Here is a 19,648-nt window from a genome sequence, read left to right as displayed (position 1 = left end):
CTATCTTTATTGTCATGAAGAAAAAGATAATCACACTGATTATTTTCACAATAGTGGTCACAGCAGTTGTCCTCTGGCACACAACTAATGAATCAGATTTACCCCCAGAACTAGTCATATCCAGTACTAGCATGAAGGACGGGGAATATGATTCGGCCATTCACTACGCACAAAAAATTCTATCATTCTCCACAAGCCCTAACAACAGAGCTTATGCTCAAAGTATCATTGGGTACAGTTGGTTCATGAAAAAAAATTATGATTCAGCTTATCACTACTATACTGAGTCTTTGAAATCAGAAAGAAATGTACAGACTCCACTCAAAGCGAGCTCTTTGAACATGCTGGGCATCATCTTTGAAATCAAAGAAGCACACCCTACGGCTGTTCACTACTTTCAAAAATCAATCTCAGTGTATGAGCCACTAAATGATCCGCATCTTGCCACTGTATACTACAATCTAGCCTATAATCAAAGTCAAACCAATAACATCGATTGTCTCGATTCATACTATAAAGCGTTATCCTATGCCTCGGATTTCAACAACGAAAGAATCAGAGCATTTTGCTTAAATGACTTAGGAAACTTGATGTTGGAGACCAAAAACTATGAGTCCGCCAAGGAATACTACTCATCTGTTTTGCAAGTTGAATACACTCATACCTCCCCCTTTATACTGGCATGTGCTATCCAGGGTCTTGGAGAGACTGCGTTCCACACACATGATTTGGCAACCGCTCAGAAACACGCAGTTGAATCATTAAACATCAAAATAGAAAACGGCTTAGACGAATCACTATTCACCTCATACTTGCTACTTGGTAGAATAGCTCGAGAAACACAAAACCTTGCTGAAGCGGAAACAAACTTCAAAAGAGCAATTGTCTACTACCCCATGAAGGAGCGTAATAAAAAATTCGTGGACGTATTTAAAGAGCTCAGCCAAGTAGAAGAAGCATTGGGCAATGTAAAACTGAGTGAATACTACAACAGGTTGCATTTCGAAGAACTCGAAAACATATTGGCAGATAAGAAAAAAACCTACGGGCTGAGCAAGATAGAAGTCTAACCCAAGTCTGGACCAGAATCTACCTTGCTCCTCTCCCTTAACTAACTCAATTCGTAATGCAAATAATCTTTTTGCTGATGCGCTAAGCTAGCAGCCCCTAGAATAGCAGCTCCTTGACTCCCCAAAGCAGACGGTAAAACTTGTACCTTTCCTTTGTACATATCGAGTAGATTCTCCTCCAAGGCTCTTCGTGTCGGATTAAAAATCAAATCTCCAGCTTGTGCCAAACCACCAAACAAGAAAATAGCTTCTGGGTTCATGATAGCCACCAGGTTTGCCAAATTCTTACCCAGTACTCTTCCTGTCTTTTGAAATGCCTTCTTGGCCAACACATCTCCACTTCGCGCTGCATGCGCTATATCCTTGGAGGTCAAATCATCAAATGACACACTACGCAAAGCACTTGCACAAGGGTGTTTTGCAAGCAAAGAAGTCAACGTACGTTTGATCCCCGTAGCAGACACATAGGTCTCTAAGCACCCTCTTCGTCCACAGTTACACAAACGGCCACCTTTGTCACGAACCATGACATGCCCAAATTCGGCAGCCATACTTTGACTACCTATGACCAACTGTTGGCTACTCACAATCCCACTGCCCAAACCAGTCCCTAAGGTGATCATCACAAAATCCTTTATGTCTTTTGCAGCGCCAAACACCTTCTCACCCATTGCCGTAGCGTTGGCATCATTGCTCAGTACTACCGGCACATGAAAACGATCATTGAGCAACTGCACAACGTCCAATGTGCCCTTCCAGGGTAGGTTTGGCGCATCAGTTATCGTCCCCGTATAGTAGTTTCCGCTAGGAGCCCCCACGCCAATCCCGGTCAATTCCAAGCCAGGATTCTCTACCAAATGCTGTCGCAGAAATGCAGCAATCTTATCAATAAACTCTTCGAAACTATGCGTACCACGCGTATCTACTTTCCCCTCTGTCAACACTTGTCCGTCGGGATCTACGAGACCAAACTGCGTACCTGTCCCTCCTATATCTATCCCTGCCGTTACCTTGATCATTTTAGTTCAGTTTAAGCTTGCTCATAACTTTGAACAACATCACCGTACCAAGCACAGCTACAACAGATAAGATAGTGCCTTGTGTCCAATTGGAGTACACAAACCCTCCAATGGCAAACAATGAAGAATAGATCACTGTACAGCCAATAAAAATCAACAATACTTGTCTCGGCATTTGCCAAGTAATTCCCTCATTCTCGTCACAAGGTTGTCCATCTTGAGCAGCTTCTTCTACTACCTTTTTCCAACCCGGACCACCTGGCCGTGTCAATTTGTAAAAAGACCTCAGGACCTCTTTGTCTTCAGGTGCTGTAAACAAGGCCGTCCCCAACCAAGCAACTGTGACCACCCCTGTAGTGATCAATATTTTCATCGTCATACCGTCCAGCAAGGCAGTCGCCACTGTAGCATCGTCTACAAAAAGCGTCAGTACAACAGCCAGTACGGTCGCTACCACCATCGCGACAATCTCCGTCAAAGCGTTGATTCTCCACCAAAACCACCTGAACAAATAAATCGCTCCCGAACCTGCTCCCGACAACAAGAGGATATTGAACGCATCCGTCGCATTGTCCAAGATGGTCAATGACAAAGTCCCCGCAAAAAACATCAGTACTACTGTAGTCATTCGTCCCATAGCAACCATTTGTTTTTCCGAAGCATCTGGCTTCACAAATCGCTTGTAAAAATCATTGACAAAATACGATGACCCCCAATTGAGATGAGTACCGATCGTCGACATGTATGCAGCGATGATGGATGCCACCACGAGTCCGAGCCACCCAGACCCAAGCTTGGACAACATGACGGGATAGGCAATGTCATCTTTCAAATAGGTCGGATCGATGTTTGGAAACTCTGCTTGGATGGAAGCCATGTCTGGATAAATAATAATCGAAGCAAGCGCCACGATGATCCATGGCCAAGGCCTCAAGGCATAGTGTGCAAAATTGAAGAGCAAAGTTGCTCCTACTGCATTTTTTTCGTCTTTGGCCGAAAGCATACGTTGCGCAATATATCCTCCTCCTCCAGGCTCAGCACCTGGATACCAAACCGCCCACCACTGTACCGCTATAGGAAACAGTAGCAAGGGCACCCAAACCGATGGATCAGTAAAATCAGGAACAACACTGAGTTTGGATTGGACCGCAGGATGTGTAATGAGATTGGTCAAACCACCAACCTCTGGCTGACTCAAAGCCACGTACGCCGCATACACAGCACCAAACATCGCAATCCCGTATTGGAAAAAATCCGCCCAAACGACCCCTTTGATTCCGCCCAGTGCCGAATAAATAACGACGACTATCGAAGCGCCCACTACGACAACCCAAGGATCCAAACCAAGCATGACACCACCAATCTTGATTGCCGCCAAGGTCACCGATCCCATGATGAGGCAATTGAAAAACACACCCAGATAGATCGCTCTAAACCCTCTAAGAAAAGAAGCACGCTTGCCTCCATATCTCAGCTCATAAAACTCTAGATCAGTACTGACGGCAGATTTTCTCCACAATCGAGCATAAATAAAAACTGTCACCATACCTGTGATCAAAAAGGCCCACCAAGCCCAGTTCTTCACCACGCCATTTTCACGAACGAAACCCGTCACAAGGTTTGGCGTATCAGCCGAAAATGTACAGGCAACCATCGAGATCCCCAGTAGCCACCACGGCATCCCTCTACCTCCCAAGAAAAACTCACTTGAGCTCTGCCCTGCCGAACGAGAAGCTTGCCAGCCAATCCCCAACACAATGACAAAGAACACCCCAATGATCACCCAATCTATAGTTTCTAATAACATATTCTTCTTTTCAAATAATTAACATCGAACAAACTCAAACCTACACCAAACTTACCGAGTCTGTTGCTTATTGGAAATGATATCTCACAAAGCCCTCTATGGCCTCATACTCCGGTAATCCGAGTGCATCGTACTCTGCGGCCGTCGCCCGATTTCGATCCTCTGATCTCTGCCAAAATTCGCGATCATCTTCTCCTTGAAACACCACACCATCCTTTTGAGATTGATGTCTCCAAATGGCCACACGTTTCTTCATCAATTCCTCTGGACTAATCGGTACGGCCATTTCGATCTCGTCGATTGGAAACTCATGCCACGCTCCACGATATAGCCACACCCAGCAGTCCTTCATGAATTTTTCTACTTTGAGTTCTTCGAGTGCCGCAAAAATCCCCTTGAGACATACCTCGTGCGTACCATGTGGGTCCGCCAAGTCCCCAGCGGCGTAAATTTGGTGAGGCTTGACCTCCTCGATCAAGTCTTTGATCATTTTGATGTCAGCCTTGCCCAGCGGGCTCTTCTCTACACGACCTGTTTCGTAAAACGGCAAATCCATGTGATGTACTTGACTATCTGGAATCCCGTAGTAGCGACATGCGCTGATTGCTTCTCCTCTCCGAATCAAGCCTTTGATTTTTCGAATATCTTCTGGCAAGACCTCTTTCTTAGCCTTGGATTTGAGCTGTTTAAACAATCCCTCGAATAGTTGGTGATCTGCCTGCTCTCCTGCCGTGTATTCGTACAATTGTTTGGCAAACTCTGCAAACCGATAAGCCTCATGGTCTGCTACCGCGATATTGCCTGAAGTCTGGTACGCCACATGCACTTCATGCCCTTGCTCTACCAATCGCAAAAAGGTTCCTCCCATCGAAATGACATCATCATCTGGATGTGGTGAGAATATAATGACGCGCTTGCGCTCCGGTGTCGCACGCTCAGGTCTATGACTGTCGTCTGCTTTGGGCTTACCTCCAGGCCAGCCTGTGATCGTATGCTGAAAATGATTAAACATCTTGATATTGACTGCATAGCTCCCTCCTTCTCCCAATATCTCGGACATGCCGTGATCATTGTAATCCCGGTCAGTGAGCTTCAATATAGGTTTTTTCACTTTTTGGCTGAGCCATACGACCGCTTTGCGCTTCAATGCTTCTGTCCAATCACAATCTCCCACTATCCACGGTGTCTGGATCCTAGTCAAATCCAGCGCTGCGGACTCGTCCATGACAAATGACACATCGTTGTGCTCTTGTAAGAATGTCGCAGGTACATCCGAGGAGATCTCCCCTTCGACCGTTTTCTTCACTATTTCAGATTTTTTCATCCCCCAGGCCAGGATCACAACTCTTCGGGCCTTCATGATTGTCCCGACCCCCATGGTTACAGCCTTTGTTGGTACCTCGGACATACTGTTGAAAGCAAAGGCATTGTCTTGAATCGTCAAATGATCCAGCGTGATCATTCGTGTCAGTGAGTTGATTTTCGAACCCGGCTCATTGAACCCGATATGACCTGTACGACCTATTCCCAGCAGCTGAAAATCAAGCCCTCCGTAGCTCTCTATTTTCTCTTCGTACTGCGTACAAGCCTCTGACATGTACTCAAAGGGTACTTTCCCATTGGGGATATTGATGTTTTCGGGAAGAATATCGACATGATCAAAAAGGTGATGATGCATGAAATAGATATAACTCTGCACATCCTCCTTGTCTAAACCGTAATACTCATCTAGGTTAAAAGACACGACGTTTTGGAAACTAAGTCCTTCTTGCTGATGCAAGCGAATCAGCTCTTTGTAGACACGGATCGGGGACGAACCAGTCGCCAAACCGAGTACACATTTCTCATTTTTTTCGGTTTTGTAACGAATCAATGCGGCAATCTCATGCGCTACGATCTTGGAAGCCTCGTCTGCGTCAGAAAATATCTCTGTGTGAATCTTTTCAAATTTGGTAGACTCCAACGTGTTCCACTCTTTTTTGCTTACTCGCTTCATTTTTGGTTTCTCTTGTAGTGTGATCATGACTATTCCATCTATCTAATTTAACCCGTTTTACACATTGAAAAATTGATTCTTTGCTAATTTTTCGATTCGCTCCAAATGAAGAAAAACAAGCCAGAAGCATGGCGACAATTCTGACTAAAACTCGACGGACTAAAAACACCTCCGGCTTATCTTCCCTTTCAACTCTAAAATGTATTAACTACTAAATACAATACTAAAACTAGCTCGGCTCATCGATATCGATAAATTATTTAGCTAAAGCGACCCACTTTGAAGCTAAACCGAATAGAATGCAATATAGACGTTTTAAATAAATGTGTCCGCACACACACAATAAACATACATCCATAAATGTGCTGAATCACGAGATACGAAATTTGAGACAGACCCCCTCTCGATCCTTCGTCAAAGTACAAGTACGCATAGTCGTTTCACTTTCTGTGGTCTCGCATAACAAACCGTAGCGCATCGCCCAGACTCTAACTCTGCCTGTGACCAACAAAAAGAGCCGTGTCTCCACGGCTCTTCTACTCAAACTCTATACACAATTTGCACTGTATATCGAAGGGGTATTAGTCTACATCCCACCAAAGCGAAGTACCACCTGTATCCGGTCCTCCAAGCTCTTGGATACCAGAAGCTACTCCGTCAGGGTTGGTAGTCAACTCGGTCGCTGAAAAATTGATCCTTTTGATCTGCTCATCCGTATCAATTGTCCCGTTGCTATAGTTCACCACATTAGGGAATTTTTTGGGATAACCTGTTCTTCTGAATTCTGACCAAGCCTCTTGACCGTCAGGAAATACAGCTATCCACTTCTGCGTGATGATTTTCTCCAACAGTTCTTCGTCCGTCGCAGCAGCATCCCACGCGATAGTCGCTGTACTCAAGTTAGGGTCACCCGCCAAAACGTCGTTGTCCGAATTGTATGTATCTACAAATGGAGCTGGCATACTCGTCGCATCTGTCATGTAAGTATCCGCTCCTCCTGCTCCATGTTGAGCAAAAGATAATGCAATACCTGCTTCGTAGTTGGCTTGAGCAGTTCCTGCATTCGCCCACCCAAGCAATGCTGCCTCGGCCTTCAAGAAGGCCACCTCTGCAGCAGTCATGAGTTGAACTCCGCCTTGAGTAGCGACAGCAGAGTGACCTACGTAAGTATCCTTGGATTCAATCTCGATTCCACTACGCACTCCTTTGTGCTGTCCTGCAATGGTAGCATCCGTAGCAGCAGCGAAATAAACCGCCATTCTAGGATCATTGTACCCAGTCAATATTGACTCCATCTCAGCACTCATGCGTGTATCTCCCCATGCACCACTGAGGGTGTTGAGTGGATGATCTCCTGCAGTAGGCGATAGAGTAAAATTCTCTGAATTATCTTCGATGAAGCCTGCGGTAGATGCCAAAGCTTCTTCTCCGATTGTTTTCGCGTAAGCGGGATCGACATCAGACATTCTGATTGCCAATCTCAACTTCAGTGAATTGGCAAACTTGATCCAACTGGTCACGTTTCCTCCATATACCAAGTCAAATTTTGTAAACCCTGAAAAGTCCTTGTACTGCTCTAGTACCGTGATCGCATCATCGAGATCCGCGACAAACTGCTTGTACACCTCTTCTTGAGAATCATACATGGCAGGGGACTGACCATACTGTGAATAAATGATCGGCCCGAATACATCCGACACTCTGTGCATCGCTTCTACTCGTACGATCTTGCCCCAAGCTACAAACTGAGGAAATTCATCGCCTGCAGTTTCATCCATAGTTGCCAATGGGTACATCACACTTTCGTAGGCCGAAGACCAGATGAATCCATTCCAACCGTCGACTAGACTGTAGGTATTGTTGTTGATGTTGCCAGCAAAAGGCGTAGGTGGAGCCAAATATCCACTGTAGATGTCGGCGTTCAAGTTCTGCTGCAACTGAGTCACCCATGCAGGAGTAATCACATAGATGTTTTGAGTAGCCTGTACGACGCGACCTCCAATATGATTAAAGTCCTGTGTCAGTGCTTCGTTGGAGATACCGTATGGATTGGTATTGATTTCCTCGAATTTATCGGTACAACCTTGCATCGCAACTGTCAGCATAGAGGCAGTTCCTAAGGCAAGCATTGATTTATATATCTTATTTATTTTCATGATTTGAAATTTTATCGTGAACAGTAATTATAGAGTCAAAGACAGGTTGAAACCGATGCTTCTTGTCGAAGGCAACCCGAATACATGAACCCCCTGCAATCCTGTCCCTGTGGACATAGACACGTCTGGATCGAATGGTGCGTCATTCTTGAAGAAAAACAAGTTTCTACCAATCAGTGACACTTTAGCCGTTTTGATTGGCCCCAATTTTTCCATCACTGACGAAGGCAATGAATACCCAATCGACATCTCTCTCAATCGGATGTTGGTCGCACTGTACACGTACTGTTCGGTGATACCTGCTCTACCTCCTACTGTGGTATAGAACTCCTGCGCTGGCAATAGACCTACATATGGTGTACCGTCGGCATAGACTGCATCCATGTCTACTCCACCCGCATCTCTTGCATCAGCAGTCTCCTTAGATACTCCATATAGGTCGTTCATCGCTTCGGTCATAGACATCACTTGTCCTCCGATACGAGCATCGATCAAGAACCCCAACGAGATCCCTCTATAGTTGAAGTTGTTGTTCCATCCCCACATATAATCTGGGTTTGGATTCCCTACATAGTCCAATCCACCTTCTTGGATTTGTGGACGTCCATCCGCATCTACGATGATCGCTCCATCGGCATTTCTCGCGAACTTCTGTCCATATATATCTCCAAACTGTGAGCCTTCGGTCAACATCATCGCGTAATTGTTGACTCCAGGAGCCGTCAACTGCAACTTGCCATCCTCCAACTCGTCAGGCAATTCCTTCACTTCGTTGTTGTTTTTGGTAAAGTTCAAGGTAGACGTCCAGTTGAATTTCTCTGTAGAAACGGGAACGACAGTCAAAGCAGCCTCAATCCCTTTGTTGATAATTTCTCCTCCATTGATGTAGAAAAATCCTCCACCTTGACTAGCAGGTGCCACAATTGGAATTCGCTGGTTCTCAGTCACCGTATTGTAGTATGCAAGATCCAAACTTACTCTCTGATTCAATACAGACACCTCTGCGCCTACCTCAAACGAATTCTGCATTTCTGGATCCAATGTCTGACCTGGCTCCACTCTACTAGTAGGAGTAGTCACCGTACCGTAAGGGATGATCGAGTTGAACGAACCAGACCCAAGGTCATATGCGTTCACCGCGTTACCCACTTGGGCAAAAGATGCTCTCACTTTCAATAGATCCACAGATGGGATATCGACCATTTCTGAAATCACAGCTGTCAACCCTACCGATGGATAGAAAAAATCCGTATCAGGCAAAGTAGAAGACCAATCGTTTCGTCCTGTCACATCTAAGAACAACATGCCGTTGTATCCCAAATTCAAACTACCGAACACTGACTGCAACTGTGAGTGGTACCCACCTTCGTTGAACAATGCTGTCCCCCCTACTGCGATGTTTTGGATATTGAATGTATTGGCATAAAACAAGCCTTCTACACCTTCATTTCTGATGTCATCTCCTCCCTTAGAGTCAAAGAACTGTGACTTCACTTCGCTATCTGTGATACTGGCACCCACTGTAGCAGACACGCTGAATTTCTCAAAAGTCTTGTTGTACATCAACAAAGCGTCTCCATACATCTGGGTTGCTTCTGCGTTTTGCTGTACGTATCTACCGTTGATATCAGACAAGGTAGCTTGGGTAGAGGCATGTACTCTCTGATCGTATCTATCGATCGACTTGTCGATGTTTCCTCGTACTCTAAACTTCAAGTCCTCGGTGATTTTCACCGTCGCTCCGACGTTTCCAATCACTCTATTTCTTGAATCTTCATTTTTGTTTCTATTGATAATCCAATACGGGTTCTGCTGTACGTCAATGTTGTTGACCCAGTTTTGCGTGTTGAAATTTCGGTCCGCGTTGAATACTTCATAGTGCTCCTTGTATTCATCGAAATCCAATCCTCTTGGGAAGAAGTACAAACCCGTCAATGGGTTGAAATACATCCCTGAGTTTGCTCGATTTTTGGTTGTCTGAGTGATCAAACTCACACTACCATCGAGTTTCAATCTATCTTTCCACACGCTCAAGTTCTCCTTAAACGTCACGTTGTGTTTCTTCAACTCGTTGGAAGGAATAATACCTTTAGAATCTGTATTGGCATAAGAAAAATACGTTTGCGCCATTTCGTTACCACCAGAGATGGATACGGTGTTGATCCATGTTTTTCCATTGTCAAAGAAGTCTGTCACGTGATCCTTGGCGTCCACAGCTCCGCCCCAGCTATCCAACGCACCTGGTGAAGTCTGCCCGTAGCTATACTGCATCTCAGGCATCATCAATACTGACTCTGACGTGAAGTTGGACGAAGCAGCTACTGTCACCTTACCCGACTTACCCTTTTTGGTAGTGATCAAGATCACCCCATTGGCCGCTTGACTACCATATAGTGCAGCAGCTGATGCTCCTTTCAATACGTTGATGCTTTCGATATCTTCAGGGTTGATGTTGGCGATACCATCACCTCCATCTCTACCTGCTCCACCTGTACCTGCGGATCCTGCTACGCCGAAGTTCTGTCCCCATACATCACTAGGTTGTGAAGGAGAGTAGTTGTTCATTGGCACGCCATCGATCACATAGAGTACAGAGTTGTTTCTCGTCGACGAGTTACCTCTCAATACGACTCTTGTCGATCCGCCTACACCTGACCCACTTCTGTTGACAAATACACCAGCGGCCTTACCAGTCAATGAGTTCATGAAGTTGGCATCTTTGACTCGAGTCAATTCATCACCTTCCACCTCTTGCGAAGCATAGGTCAAGGACTTCTTGTCCCTAGAGATACCCAAAGCCGTCACGACTACTTCGTCGAGCTGCTCCACATCAGCAGCCATCGCTACGTCCAAAACAGACTTGGTACCGACCAACTGCTCCGAAGACATGTACCCTATAAATGAAAACACCAACACATCTGCATCCGACACCTCTAGGGTATACGCCCCTCCAATGTCTGTCACTGTACCATTCGAAGTTCCCTTCACAAGTACATTCACTCCAGGTAGTGCATCTCCATTAGCGGAGTCTGTCACACTACCAGATACCGTACGAGTCTGAGCCTGCACGAACAGTGTCGTACACAGGGCTAAACTCAATATTAGTAACCTTTTAGTCATAGATCTAAATTTTAAATATTAGTAATCGTTTTTTGATTTTAACATCCTAATGTTCGTTACTAAATCGTAAAGCGTGTAATATTTTAGCTCAACGACATCAAATCTCCTCCGAACGAACACCTTCTTATCCGAACCACACAAAATGACTGTTATTTCGCTCTTTATCGACAAAATAGCACCAAATAGCGACTTCATAATGGGAACATATTTTAACTGATTATTATGCATAAATAAATATCTGTTTAACCATATTTTCTTATCTTGATTCTTTCAAATACATTCTTACTAGACCAGACTCCTCTGAAAATGCCTGAGAAATTGAAGTTCCTCAAACGCGAATGGGTACAGCACTTCCTGTTTTGGTCGGTCTACTTTTGTATCAATTGGCTGAGATGGGGAAGCTACTTCGACGACTATTTGTATTCTCTACAATCCAACTTGGTCGAATTCCCTCTGCACCTGGCCATCGTCTATTTCAACATCTACTTCTTGATGCCTCGGTTCATTCCCAAGCAGGTGTTTTGGTACATCATCCTGTTGGCCATATCCATCTTGGCTATCGTACTGATCAAGATCGTATTGACGTATTTTTTGGTCACCACGGAGATCTATAAAGAATCCAATCTCGAACATACCAATCTATTTGATTTCAACTACGTACTGGCGGCCTATATCGGTCAGATCTATGTGGTAGCGATTGCTATGGCAGTCAAAATGACTATCGACTGGATCGACTTCAAAAACAAAGCAAGCGAACTCATCAAAACCAATCTTGAAACCGAATTGGCATTTTTGAAGTCTCAAATTCAGCCTCATTTTTTTTTCAACACGCTCAACAACCTCTATTCCCTGACCCTAGACAAATCGGACAAAGCACCTTATACGGTATTGAAGCTATCCGAACTGATGAGCTATGTCATCTATGATGCCAAACAAAAACGCGTACCACTCGTCAACGAAATCAAACATATACAAAACTACCTCGACTTGGAAATGCTCCGGTACGGCGATCGCATCGAGATAGACCTAGCCATCTCGGGCGACATTGAAGGCAAAGTGATTCCCCCAGTCCTATTGCTACCGTTCATAGAAAATAGTTTCAAACACGGCACCAAAGTGGATAGTGATATCATCCCGATTGATATATCCTTGGATGTGACGGATAATATACTGACCTTTTCGACTGAAAACTTAAAACCCAACACTGTCATTCCGGACAACGGTTTAGAAACCTATAAACACGGAGTAGGCATGACCAACACCAAGCGACGACTCAACCTCGTCTATGGTGAATCGCATCAGCTCGATATCGTCGAGACAGATGAGAAATATAAGATAGTATTGAAAATACCCATTGAATAACTATGAGCATACGATGTTTGATAATCGACGATGAGCCCTTGGCAATCAATGTCATCAAAAATTTTTTGGTCAACTTCGAAAAATTCGATCTCAAAGGAACCTGTCCTGACGCTGTAGAGGCATTCAATTTCCTCTCTAAAAACGAAGTAGACGTAATCTTCCTCGACATCAACATGCCCAAGATCAATGGACTAGACTTTCTCAAAAGCCTGTCCAAACCACCAATGGTCGTGATCACTACCGCCTACCGCGAATATGCCGTCGAGAGTTTCGAACTCGACGTAGTGGACTACCTTGTCAAACCTTTTGCGCTACAGCGATTCATGAAAACCATCAATCGTATCGAGCATCGTCTGGAGGAGAAAAAGGTAAATCGATCCGAAGTGAACCTACCGGTAGAAAACGAGAGGGCACATGTATTTTTCAAAGTGGACAAGAAAATGGTCAAAGTCTATCTCGATGAAATCCTCTACATCGAAAGCCTCAAAGACTACATTCGAATCAAGACCTATGACGAGAGCCTCATCAACCACAACAACCTCGTGAGTGTAGCCGAACTGCTACCGCCAGATGAATTTGTACGAATCCACCGCTCCTACATCATTGCTATCAAAAAAGTCAAAGTCATCGATGGCAATCAAGTCGAAATCGGGGACAAGCTCCTTCCTATCGGTCGCAATTACCAAAAAGACATCAAAGACCTGCTGTTGGGTTTGTCCTAAGTCTTGTCTCACTCAGAAGACTCCCCTCTGCTCCAGCATATTCAATACAAAAGTAACTCCAGCGTATAGTTCTCCCTGATGGGGCTATCCCCCCACACGATAGAAGACAAAAAGAAAGGAAAGAGGATGCCCCTTTCCTTGATCTTTAACTCAACTCTAACTTAAAACTAATTATGAAATGCTATCTGCGCTTAGTTGGAATATTCACCTCGGGCCATTTCGACTAATGCCTGAATCGGCTCGATGACTTGAAGTTCCACACGTCCACTTTGATTTTGCTTGGCCTCTTCGAGATGCATGATACACTCCTTATACCACTTTTTGGGAGCCTTCTTGCCTGACTCTATGTATTCCAATGCTTGCATAGCATCTATCGCGATCACCTTGAGGTTAGCAGAGTGAGACACTGCTTGATCAAGAATGGGTGAAGTTTTGACCATGGACTGGATCAACTCATCATTATCAACCCAAGTGCGAAACATATCCTCAAGCAGATGTGATGACATACTACCTTGCTGATAATCCTCCAACAAATACCTCAACCTAACCGCATCTACTGCATCGGCAAGCGTAGCATCAGCCAGTTTAGTATAGGGAGAAAATACGCTATACATATAGCCTCCTGCATTTCTAGTGTACCCTTTCATTGGCTCCAGTACATTGACAATCGTCCTGACTGGCTCTATATTTCTTGAATTGGCGAGGTTTCGCAGGATCATTTCATGATTACGAATGTGCTCGATTCCATAGTGCTCCAATAGCAACGACACCTTGTCCATCCGGCTATACATGCTACGTGTATCCTTCACCTCAGATGGAGACCAATAGCGCTCTGCCAAAGCGGCCATTCTCGGCCAAATACGCGTATCAATCGTCAGTGGAGTCACCAACTCACTCCACATCGTCGCTTCACCTCCCAGGATATTTTCTTTCATAGCCCCCTCTAGCTCATAGCCAAAATATGGATCTACGGCGTAGTAATCCTCTGCATGGTACATCAAATCAATGTAGTAACCATTGGACAATACCGTCTTGTATCCCTCACGTGCTGCGCTAAATAGCGTCGTAGTATCCGTCAACCCCTGTCCTCTACCTCGCCAAGAATGCACTACAGTCTCCTTGGGTAGGTCTTCGGTATGAATCTCATCCCATCCCATCATATACTTGCCATGTCCATCTAGGATTTGATAGACACGATTGCTAAAGTAGGATTGCAATTCGTGATTATTTTTGAGTCCCCTTTCCTTCATGAAAGCTTGAATTTCAACATTTTCGTCCCAGTGTTTCCCCTCATTTTCATCTCCTCCGATATGAAAATATTGATCTGGGAATATCCCTGTCACTTCCGCAAACAACTCGTCTAGAAAAGCGTACGTTTCTTCTTGGATAGGATTCAAGGTGGGGTCAAACACCCCCGCATTTCGTGACAAATGGTAAACGGTATCCTTGCTACCGTATTCGGGATAAGCCTTGAGCAGCGCAGAAGCATGTCCAGGAACATCAATCTCCGGCATCACCCTAATCCCACGGTCTGCAGCATAGGCAATGATATCCTTCAGTTCGGCAACAGTGTAAAACTGACCATCCGAACTCACCTCATTCAATCTCGGAAAAGCTGCTGACTCGATACGGTAGCCGTGATCATCACAGAGATGAAAGTGTAGGACATTGAGTTTGACTGCTTCCATCCCATCCAAATTTCTTTTGATCACATCTACTGGCTGGAAATGCCTCGACGCATCGATCATCAACCCACGCCATTCAAAACGTGGAGCATCCTCTATCATTACGGCAGGTAAATAGTACCCTTCCTCATCGACGGAGATCAACTGAAACAACGTCTGCAGACCTCTCACCGCCCCTATATCTGTATTGGCCGTCAACGAAATCCTCGAAGTATTGATCTTGAGTTCATATGACTCATCCTCTCCCAACGCTACGGCACCACTCCGCTCTACCTGGATTTGCAACTGAGCCACACTACTGGTATCTGCCGCTGTGATCAAATCCTGAGAAATGAACAATCCCGTACGATCGGTCATCCGGTCGATATACCTGGTTGCTGCACGTTGGATACGCTCTGACTGATAACCTACTACCCCTAGATCAAATCCTTCGTCCAATCTAAATTTTTCCTCCCCCACAGTCATTTGCTTTGGCCATGGCATCAGGTTGTCAAGTCCATTGCTATTTTGCCCCCATGCGACAGAGCTATAGATGCACAGTATTGTCAGGTATATATATTTCATCTCCATTACTTTTCTTCTATCAATCAAAATCTGCGCGATACAGATTTTTACTTTCACAACTTAAAAGTATTTACCCACATCAGGGTGGAGAAATATATTAGCTAAGGGGGGTAAATCTAACGCTGAATGGTATTGAAAATAAATACGCACGTTTTGGAGCAGTACTGCTACTCACACACGGCAACCGAGAGCCAACTACTGGCTCTACCAACCTCGGTCACAGCCCCCAAAACATACGATAGCATGGGGTTTTGTATTTTAGGTGAGCTTGAACTTATCAACCATTCCTTTGAGATTGATGGTAATATCTGAAACCAGTTTACTCTTTTGGGTGTAGTTTTCCATGCCAGCAGACAACTCAGTGGCCGAGCTTGCTGTTTGTTCTGTACCCGATGCAGTTTGTTCGGCGATGACCACAATCTCATTGATCAAACCTACGATATTGCGTAAATCCACAGTTTGTTGCCCCGTAGCTGCAACGATTCTATCTGATTTATCCAAGATTTCGCTGTAGCCCTCTGATATCTGTTCAAATGCAGACAACGAAAGCTTGGTCGTTTCTCCTCCTTTTTTGATACTGTCTGACATCCCAGCAATCAAGCCCACCGTCGCAGAGGTATCTTCTTGTACTCCCGAAATCAACATTTCGATATCACCAGCAGATTTTTTGGACCCTTCTGCGAGCTTTCGTATCTCATCAGCCACTACGGCAAATCCACGGCCTGCTTCACCAGCTTGTGCTGCTTCGATCGCAGCGTTCAATGCCAACAAATTGGTTTGTGCTGCGATTTCCTTTATGATACTCAGCACCTCGTTGATATCATCTGACCGGCGAGATAGAGACTGTATGGAAGCGTTGGTTTTGGAGGAATAATCCAAAATCACTTTCATTTCAGCATCTAAATTGCCAATATGTCTCATCCCTCCATCACACATAGAAGCTCCATTTTTAGTAGCTTCGTTGATGGTACTTGCTTGATTTTTCATTTGCCCAGAAAACTCAAGCAAACTCTCGATCAATTGTGACGATTGATCTACTTTGAATACCTGTTGCTGCGCCCCACCACTCATTTCGGAAATAGCACTGGCGATTTCACCTGTACTGCTATTCATTTCTTCTGCGTTGACCAACATCTCGTTGGACGAAGCGCCTATGGATTCTACTTGATTGACAATGTCTCTCAGCAAGTGATCAATAATATCCAAAGCCGTATTGAACTTGTCCGCCATGGTCTTGATATCTCCACGCGCTTCTGCGTCATATCTGCGAGTGAGGTCACCCTGAGACATGTGCCCTACGATGGTGTCGATTTCCTCAAAAGGCCTCACGACAGATTCAAACATGGCATTGATGGATTCCGCAAATTCTTTCCATTCGCCGACCTGTTGGTTGGCATCTATCCGAGCTTTGAGATTGCCAGATTCTACCACCTCCTTCACCACAAATTTCACCTCGGTCATCACTGCCTCCAAACTGTCCTTTTGGTGTTGTAGTTCTTGATTTTGTAGCAGTACCTTTTCTGTGGCTTCTTTTACTTTTTCGTTCAACATAACCCTATCTGCTCGGATCTTTTGTTCTCTCCACTGGTACGCACGCCAGATCAAGACCAACGAGACCATGACTACCAGCGTCCTAAACCACCAAGTGGCCCACCATGGTGGAGATATCACTAGTACCAATGTCGTTTCTGTTTCATTCCATACGCCATCGTTGTTTGAGCCCTTCAAGCGAAAAATAAAAGTCCCGGGATTCAAGTTCGTAAAAGATACCATGTGGCTGTTTCCATGGTTGACCCAATGTTCATTTAACCCTTCGAGCATATATTTGAACTGGTTTTTTTTTGAATCAGTAAACTCCAATGCAGCAAAAGAGATCGATAGATTGCTCTGCTTGTAGTCGAGATATACTGTATCCATTTGATCAATAACCTTCCCAAACTGTACAGGATCATTGTTGACTTTCATCTCCGTGAGCACGACATGAGGCACATAAGCATTGTTTTTCAGATCCGAAGGATCAAATAAAGTCACACCGTCAGCTCCCCCTACCAGCAAGTCTCCTTGCGTACCGACCGCATGTGCACCCATATCCAAAGCATTATTTTGTGGAATATTGAAGTTTCTAATCGCTCTAGTCTCCAGATTGACCCGTGACAGCCCGTTGGGTGTGCTCAACCAGATACTGCCTTCGTGATCTGGCAGTATACCAAAGACAATATCGCTGGGTAAACCTTCGGAGCTAGTAAAGCGTTCGAATTTTCCATTGTCCACGTCAAAGCGAGCCAACCCACTGCGTGTCCCTACCCACAATGTCTGATCATTCTCTTGATACAATGACCTGACCTTCATCCCGACCATCGAAGAATCATTGCCTTGCTCAGGCTGCCAATTTTGTATTTCCAAACTACTGGTATTGATCAAGACCAATCCATCATTGGTCCCTAGCCACAACTCATCTTTTGACTTTTCCTCGATGCAGCTGATCACTGCACTGGACATCAGTTTGTCCGCCTCTCCCGACAGTTCTACTTTGCTGATCCTTTGTTCCTGCTTGTCGTAGGCCAATATCCCCATACCATCGCTACACAACCAAAGTACATCTGGGCTTTTCTCGTATATGCAGTTGATTTTTCTCATGTTGTGGGTCAGAGGACTACTGGCGTAGGTCGGGTCATGAATGAATCGATCCTCATCTGGCAAATACCGGTACAGTGCACCGCTTTGAGAAGAAATCCATAAGTCACCATTCTTTTCGCGATGAATCATACGAATCCTTGGTGCACTGACATCATCCTTGTAATTAAAATCATGGACGTAGTTTCTAAATGTATTGGTCTGCTGATCATGACGACTCAACCCAAAATTGGTCCCTACCCAAGTCGTTCCATCCGCATCTTGATGAATGGCACGCACTTCATTGTTGACCAAAGATTGCTCATTATCAGCCTCATGGACCCAATGCCCAAACATTTGATTTTTGAGATTGTACTTGTTTAACCCACCTCCCTTGGTGGCAATCCACAGGTTTTTCGAATAATCTATCAGCAATCCGGCGATCGAATTGCTACTCATTCCATGGTTGCTATCGAATATTTCAAACTCTTTGGTCTGTGTATCATAGTGGATGATCCCCTTTCCATTGGTGCTCAACCAAAGGCTGTTCTTGTCCCCGGGGGTTATTTGGCGAATGAAGACATCCAGCTCCTTTTGTGTAGCTCCTTCCTTGTACTTCTCGACGAGCTCATGAGTGACTGTATCCCATATAACCAACCCCTGAGCAGTAGCCATGTACAGCAGTTTTCCTTCCAAATGCAACCCATATAGAAAAAAAGAACCCGCATCATAGTCCGTCGAATTAGCAATATCCGGAACCGAAAATTGTTTGGTTGCGGTATTGAAATAAAACAACCCAAAAGATTCATCACCAATCCACAAATTCCCCTTGCTGTCTTCGACCATAGCTGTGATACTGTGAAAACAATCGTCGCATTGGACATATCCCTTCCAGTTGGAAAATGTCTCTTGCTCTGGATCAAACAGACTCAGGCCTTGACGTGACCCCACCCATATCCTCTGTGCACCATCTTCATAAATCGATATGATGTTTTCACTACTTATCGTGGACAAATCGGTAGGCTTGTGTCCATAGCGCTTGAACTTACCCGTAGCACTGTGGTAATAATTAAGCCCTCCTCCTTCTGTCCCAAACCAAAAGTTGCCTTGACTATCTTCGAGCAAACAGGTCACCCAATTGTTGGAAATCGTCGTACTGTCGTTATCATCACGAACGATGTTTTGAAATTGATACCCGTCAAATCGGTTCAGTCCATTGTTGCTCGCGATCCATATGAACCCTCTTCGATCTTGGATGATACCGTTGAGATAATTGGACGACAGTCCATCCTCTACCGTCCACTTTTCAAATGCGTGATTTTGAGCTTGGCTCTCAGAGACTGAGAATACACTAGCCACACTTAGGCATAGCACCAAAAAATTTAGTCGAATCATCTTAGTATCATGTTTAGAATGCATCAAACCCATACAGTCAGGGATGTCCTACACTCCTTCTGATTCAATGCCTAGTCCAAATTTGATATAAATCTACACCTTAATTGGAACACCTAAAACTGGTCAACCAATTTTATTT

Annotated in this window: 10 protein-coding genes; 3 read left to right on the top strand and 7 right to left on the bottom strand. The window is 44.8% G+C overall.

The window, feature by feature from the left end; all coding sequences use genetic code 11:
* Positions 1 to 14: 14 nt before the first annotated feature.
* Positions 15 to 1,070 carry a tetratricopeptide repeat protein gene (locus BFP72_RS04210; RefSeq protein WP_143519932.1) on the top strand — a complete coding sequence of 352 codons (1,056 nt, stop codon included), beginning with the start codon at positions 15 to 17 and terminating at the stop codon, positions 1,068 to 1,070.
* Between the two features lie 41 nt (positions 1,071 to 1,111).
* Here the strand turns inward: BFP72_RS04210 and BFP72_RS04205 are convergent, their stop codons facing one another.
* From BFP72_RS04205 to BFP72_RS04185, 5 genes are all read right to left on the bottom strand, one after another.
* Complete coding sequence (locus BFP72_RS04205; RefSeq protein ID WP_099597951.1) at positions 1,112 to 2,089, bottom strand: ROK family protein; 978 nt, start codon at positions 2,087 to 2,089, stop codon at positions 1,112 to 1,114.
* Position 2,090: 1 nt separating this feature from the next.
* Positions 2,091 to 3,896 (bottom strand): sodium:solute symporter family protein, encoded by a 1,806-nt coding sequence (locus BFP72_RS04200; protein WP_099597950.1) that lies wholly within the window; start codon positions 3,894 to 3,896, stop codon positions 2,091 to 2,093.
* A gap of 67 nt (positions 3,897 to 3,963) precedes the next feature.
* Positions 3,964 to 5,919: a glucosamine-6-phosphate deaminase gene (nagB, locus tag BFP72_RS04195; protein WP_099597949.1), complete on the bottom strand. Its 1,956-nt coding sequence runs from the start codon at positions 5,917 to 5,919 to the stop codon at positions 3,964 to 3,966.
* A gap of 554 nt (positions 5,920 to 6,473) precedes the next feature.
* Positions 6,474 to 8,048 carry a RagB/SusD family nutrient uptake outer membrane protein gene (locus tag BFP72_RS04190; RefSeq protein WP_099597948.1) on the bottom strand — a complete coding sequence of 525 codons (1,575 nt, stop codon included), beginning with the start codon at positions 8,046 to 8,048 and terminating at the stop codon, positions 6,474 to 6,476.
* 27 nt (positions 8,049 to 8,075) lie between these two features.
* On the bottom strand, positions 8,076 to 11,168 hold the full coding sequence (locus BFP72_RS04185; RefSeq protein ID WP_099597947.1) for a SusC/RagA family TonB-linked outer membrane protein: 3,093 nt from the start codon (positions 11,166 to 11,168) through the stop codon (positions 8,076 to 8,078).
* Positions 11,169 to 11,474: 306 nt separating this feature from the next.
* Here BFP72_RS04185 and BFP72_RS04175 point away from each other — a divergent pair, with 306 nt between their 5' ends.
* Both BFP72_RS04175 and BFP72_RS04170 read left to right on the top strand, forming a co-directional pair.
* Positions 11,475 to 12,530 carry a sensor histidine kinase gene (locus tag BFP72_RS04175; RefSeq protein WP_099597945.1) on the top strand — a complete coding sequence of 352 codons (1,056 nt, stop codon included), beginning with the start codon at positions 11,475 to 11,477 and terminating at the stop codon, positions 12,528 to 12,530.
* A gap of 2 nt (positions 12,531 to 12,532) precedes the next feature.
* The gene (locus BFP72_RS04170) at positions 12,533 to 13,252 is read left to right on the top strand and encodes a LytTR family DNA-binding domain-containing protein (RefSeq protein ID WP_099597944.1); all 720 of its coding nucleotides are present in this window, start codon (positions 12,533 to 12,535) and stop codon (positions 13,250 to 13,252) included.
* A 191-nt stretch (positions 13,253 to 13,443) separates the two neighbouring features.
* Here the strand turns inward: BFP72_RS04170 and BFP72_RS04165 are convergent, their stop codons facing one another.
* Positions 13,444 to 15,501, bottom strand: a complete 2,058-nt coding sequence (locus BFP72_RS04165) for a beta-N-acetylhexosaminidase (RefSeq protein WP_158233278.1) — start codon at positions 15,499 to 15,501, stop codon at positions 13,444 to 13,446.
* A 258-nt stretch (positions 15,502 to 15,759) separates the two neighbouring features.
* Positions 15,760 to 19,509: a two-component regulator propeller domain-containing protein gene (locus BFP72_RS04160; RefSeq protein WP_158233277.1), complete on the bottom strand. Its 3,750-nt coding sequence runs from the start codon at positions 19,507 to 19,509 to the stop codon at positions 15,760 to 15,762.
* Positions 19,510 to 19,648: the final 139 nt, after the last annotated feature.

This window comes from Reichenbachiella sp. 5M10, from assembly GCF_002742335.1.
Classification (GTDB): domain Bacteria; phylum Bacteroidota; class Bacteroidia; order Cytophagales; family Cyclobacteriaceae; genus Reichenbachiella.
Note: the sequence above shows the minus strand (reverse complement) of the source record. Positions and strands in the feature narration are given on the sequence as shown.

Bases quoted from the DNA above. Each gene is read 5' to 3' on its own strand.
- BFP72_RS04170 (WP_099597944.1), top strand. From the start codon at position 12,533: ATGAGCATACGATGTTTGATAATCGACGATGAGCCCTTGGCAATCAAT.
- BFP72_RS04175 (WP_099597945.1), top strand. From the start codon at position 11,475: ATGCCTGAGAAATTGAAGTTCCTCAAACGCGAATGGGTACAGCACTTC.
- BFP72_RS04200 (WP_099597950.1), bottom strand. From the start codon at position 3,896: ATGTTATTAGAAACTATAGATTGGGTGATCATTGGGGTGTTCTTTGTC.
- BFP72_RS04205 (WP_099597951.1), bottom strand. From the start codon at position 2,089: ATGATCAAGGTAACGGCAGGGATAGATATAGGAGGGACAGGTACGCAG.
- BFP72_RS04190 (WP_099597948.1), bottom strand. From the start codon at position 8,048: ATGAAAATAAATAAGATATATAAATCAATGCTTGCCTTAGGAACTGCC.
- BFP72_RS04185 (WP_099597947.1), bottom strand. From the start codon at position 11,168: ATGACTAAAAGGTTACTAATATTGAGTTTAGCCCTGTGTACGACACTG.
- BFP72_RS04160 (WP_158233277.1), bottom strand. From the start codon at position 19,509: ATGATTCGACTAAATTTTTTGGTGCTATGCCTAAGTGTGGCTAGTGTA.
- BFP72_RS04210 (WP_143519932.1), top strand. From the start codon at position 15: ATGAAGAAAAAGATAATCACACTGATTATTTTCACAATAGTGGTCACA.
- BFP72_RS04165 (WP_158233278.1), bottom strand. From the start codon at position 15,501: ATGAAATATATATACCTGACAATACTGTGCATCTATAGCTCTGTCGCA.
- nagB (WP_099597949.1), bottom strand. From the start codon at position 5,919: ATGATCACACTACAAGAGAAACCAAAAATGAAGCGAGTAAGCAAAAAA.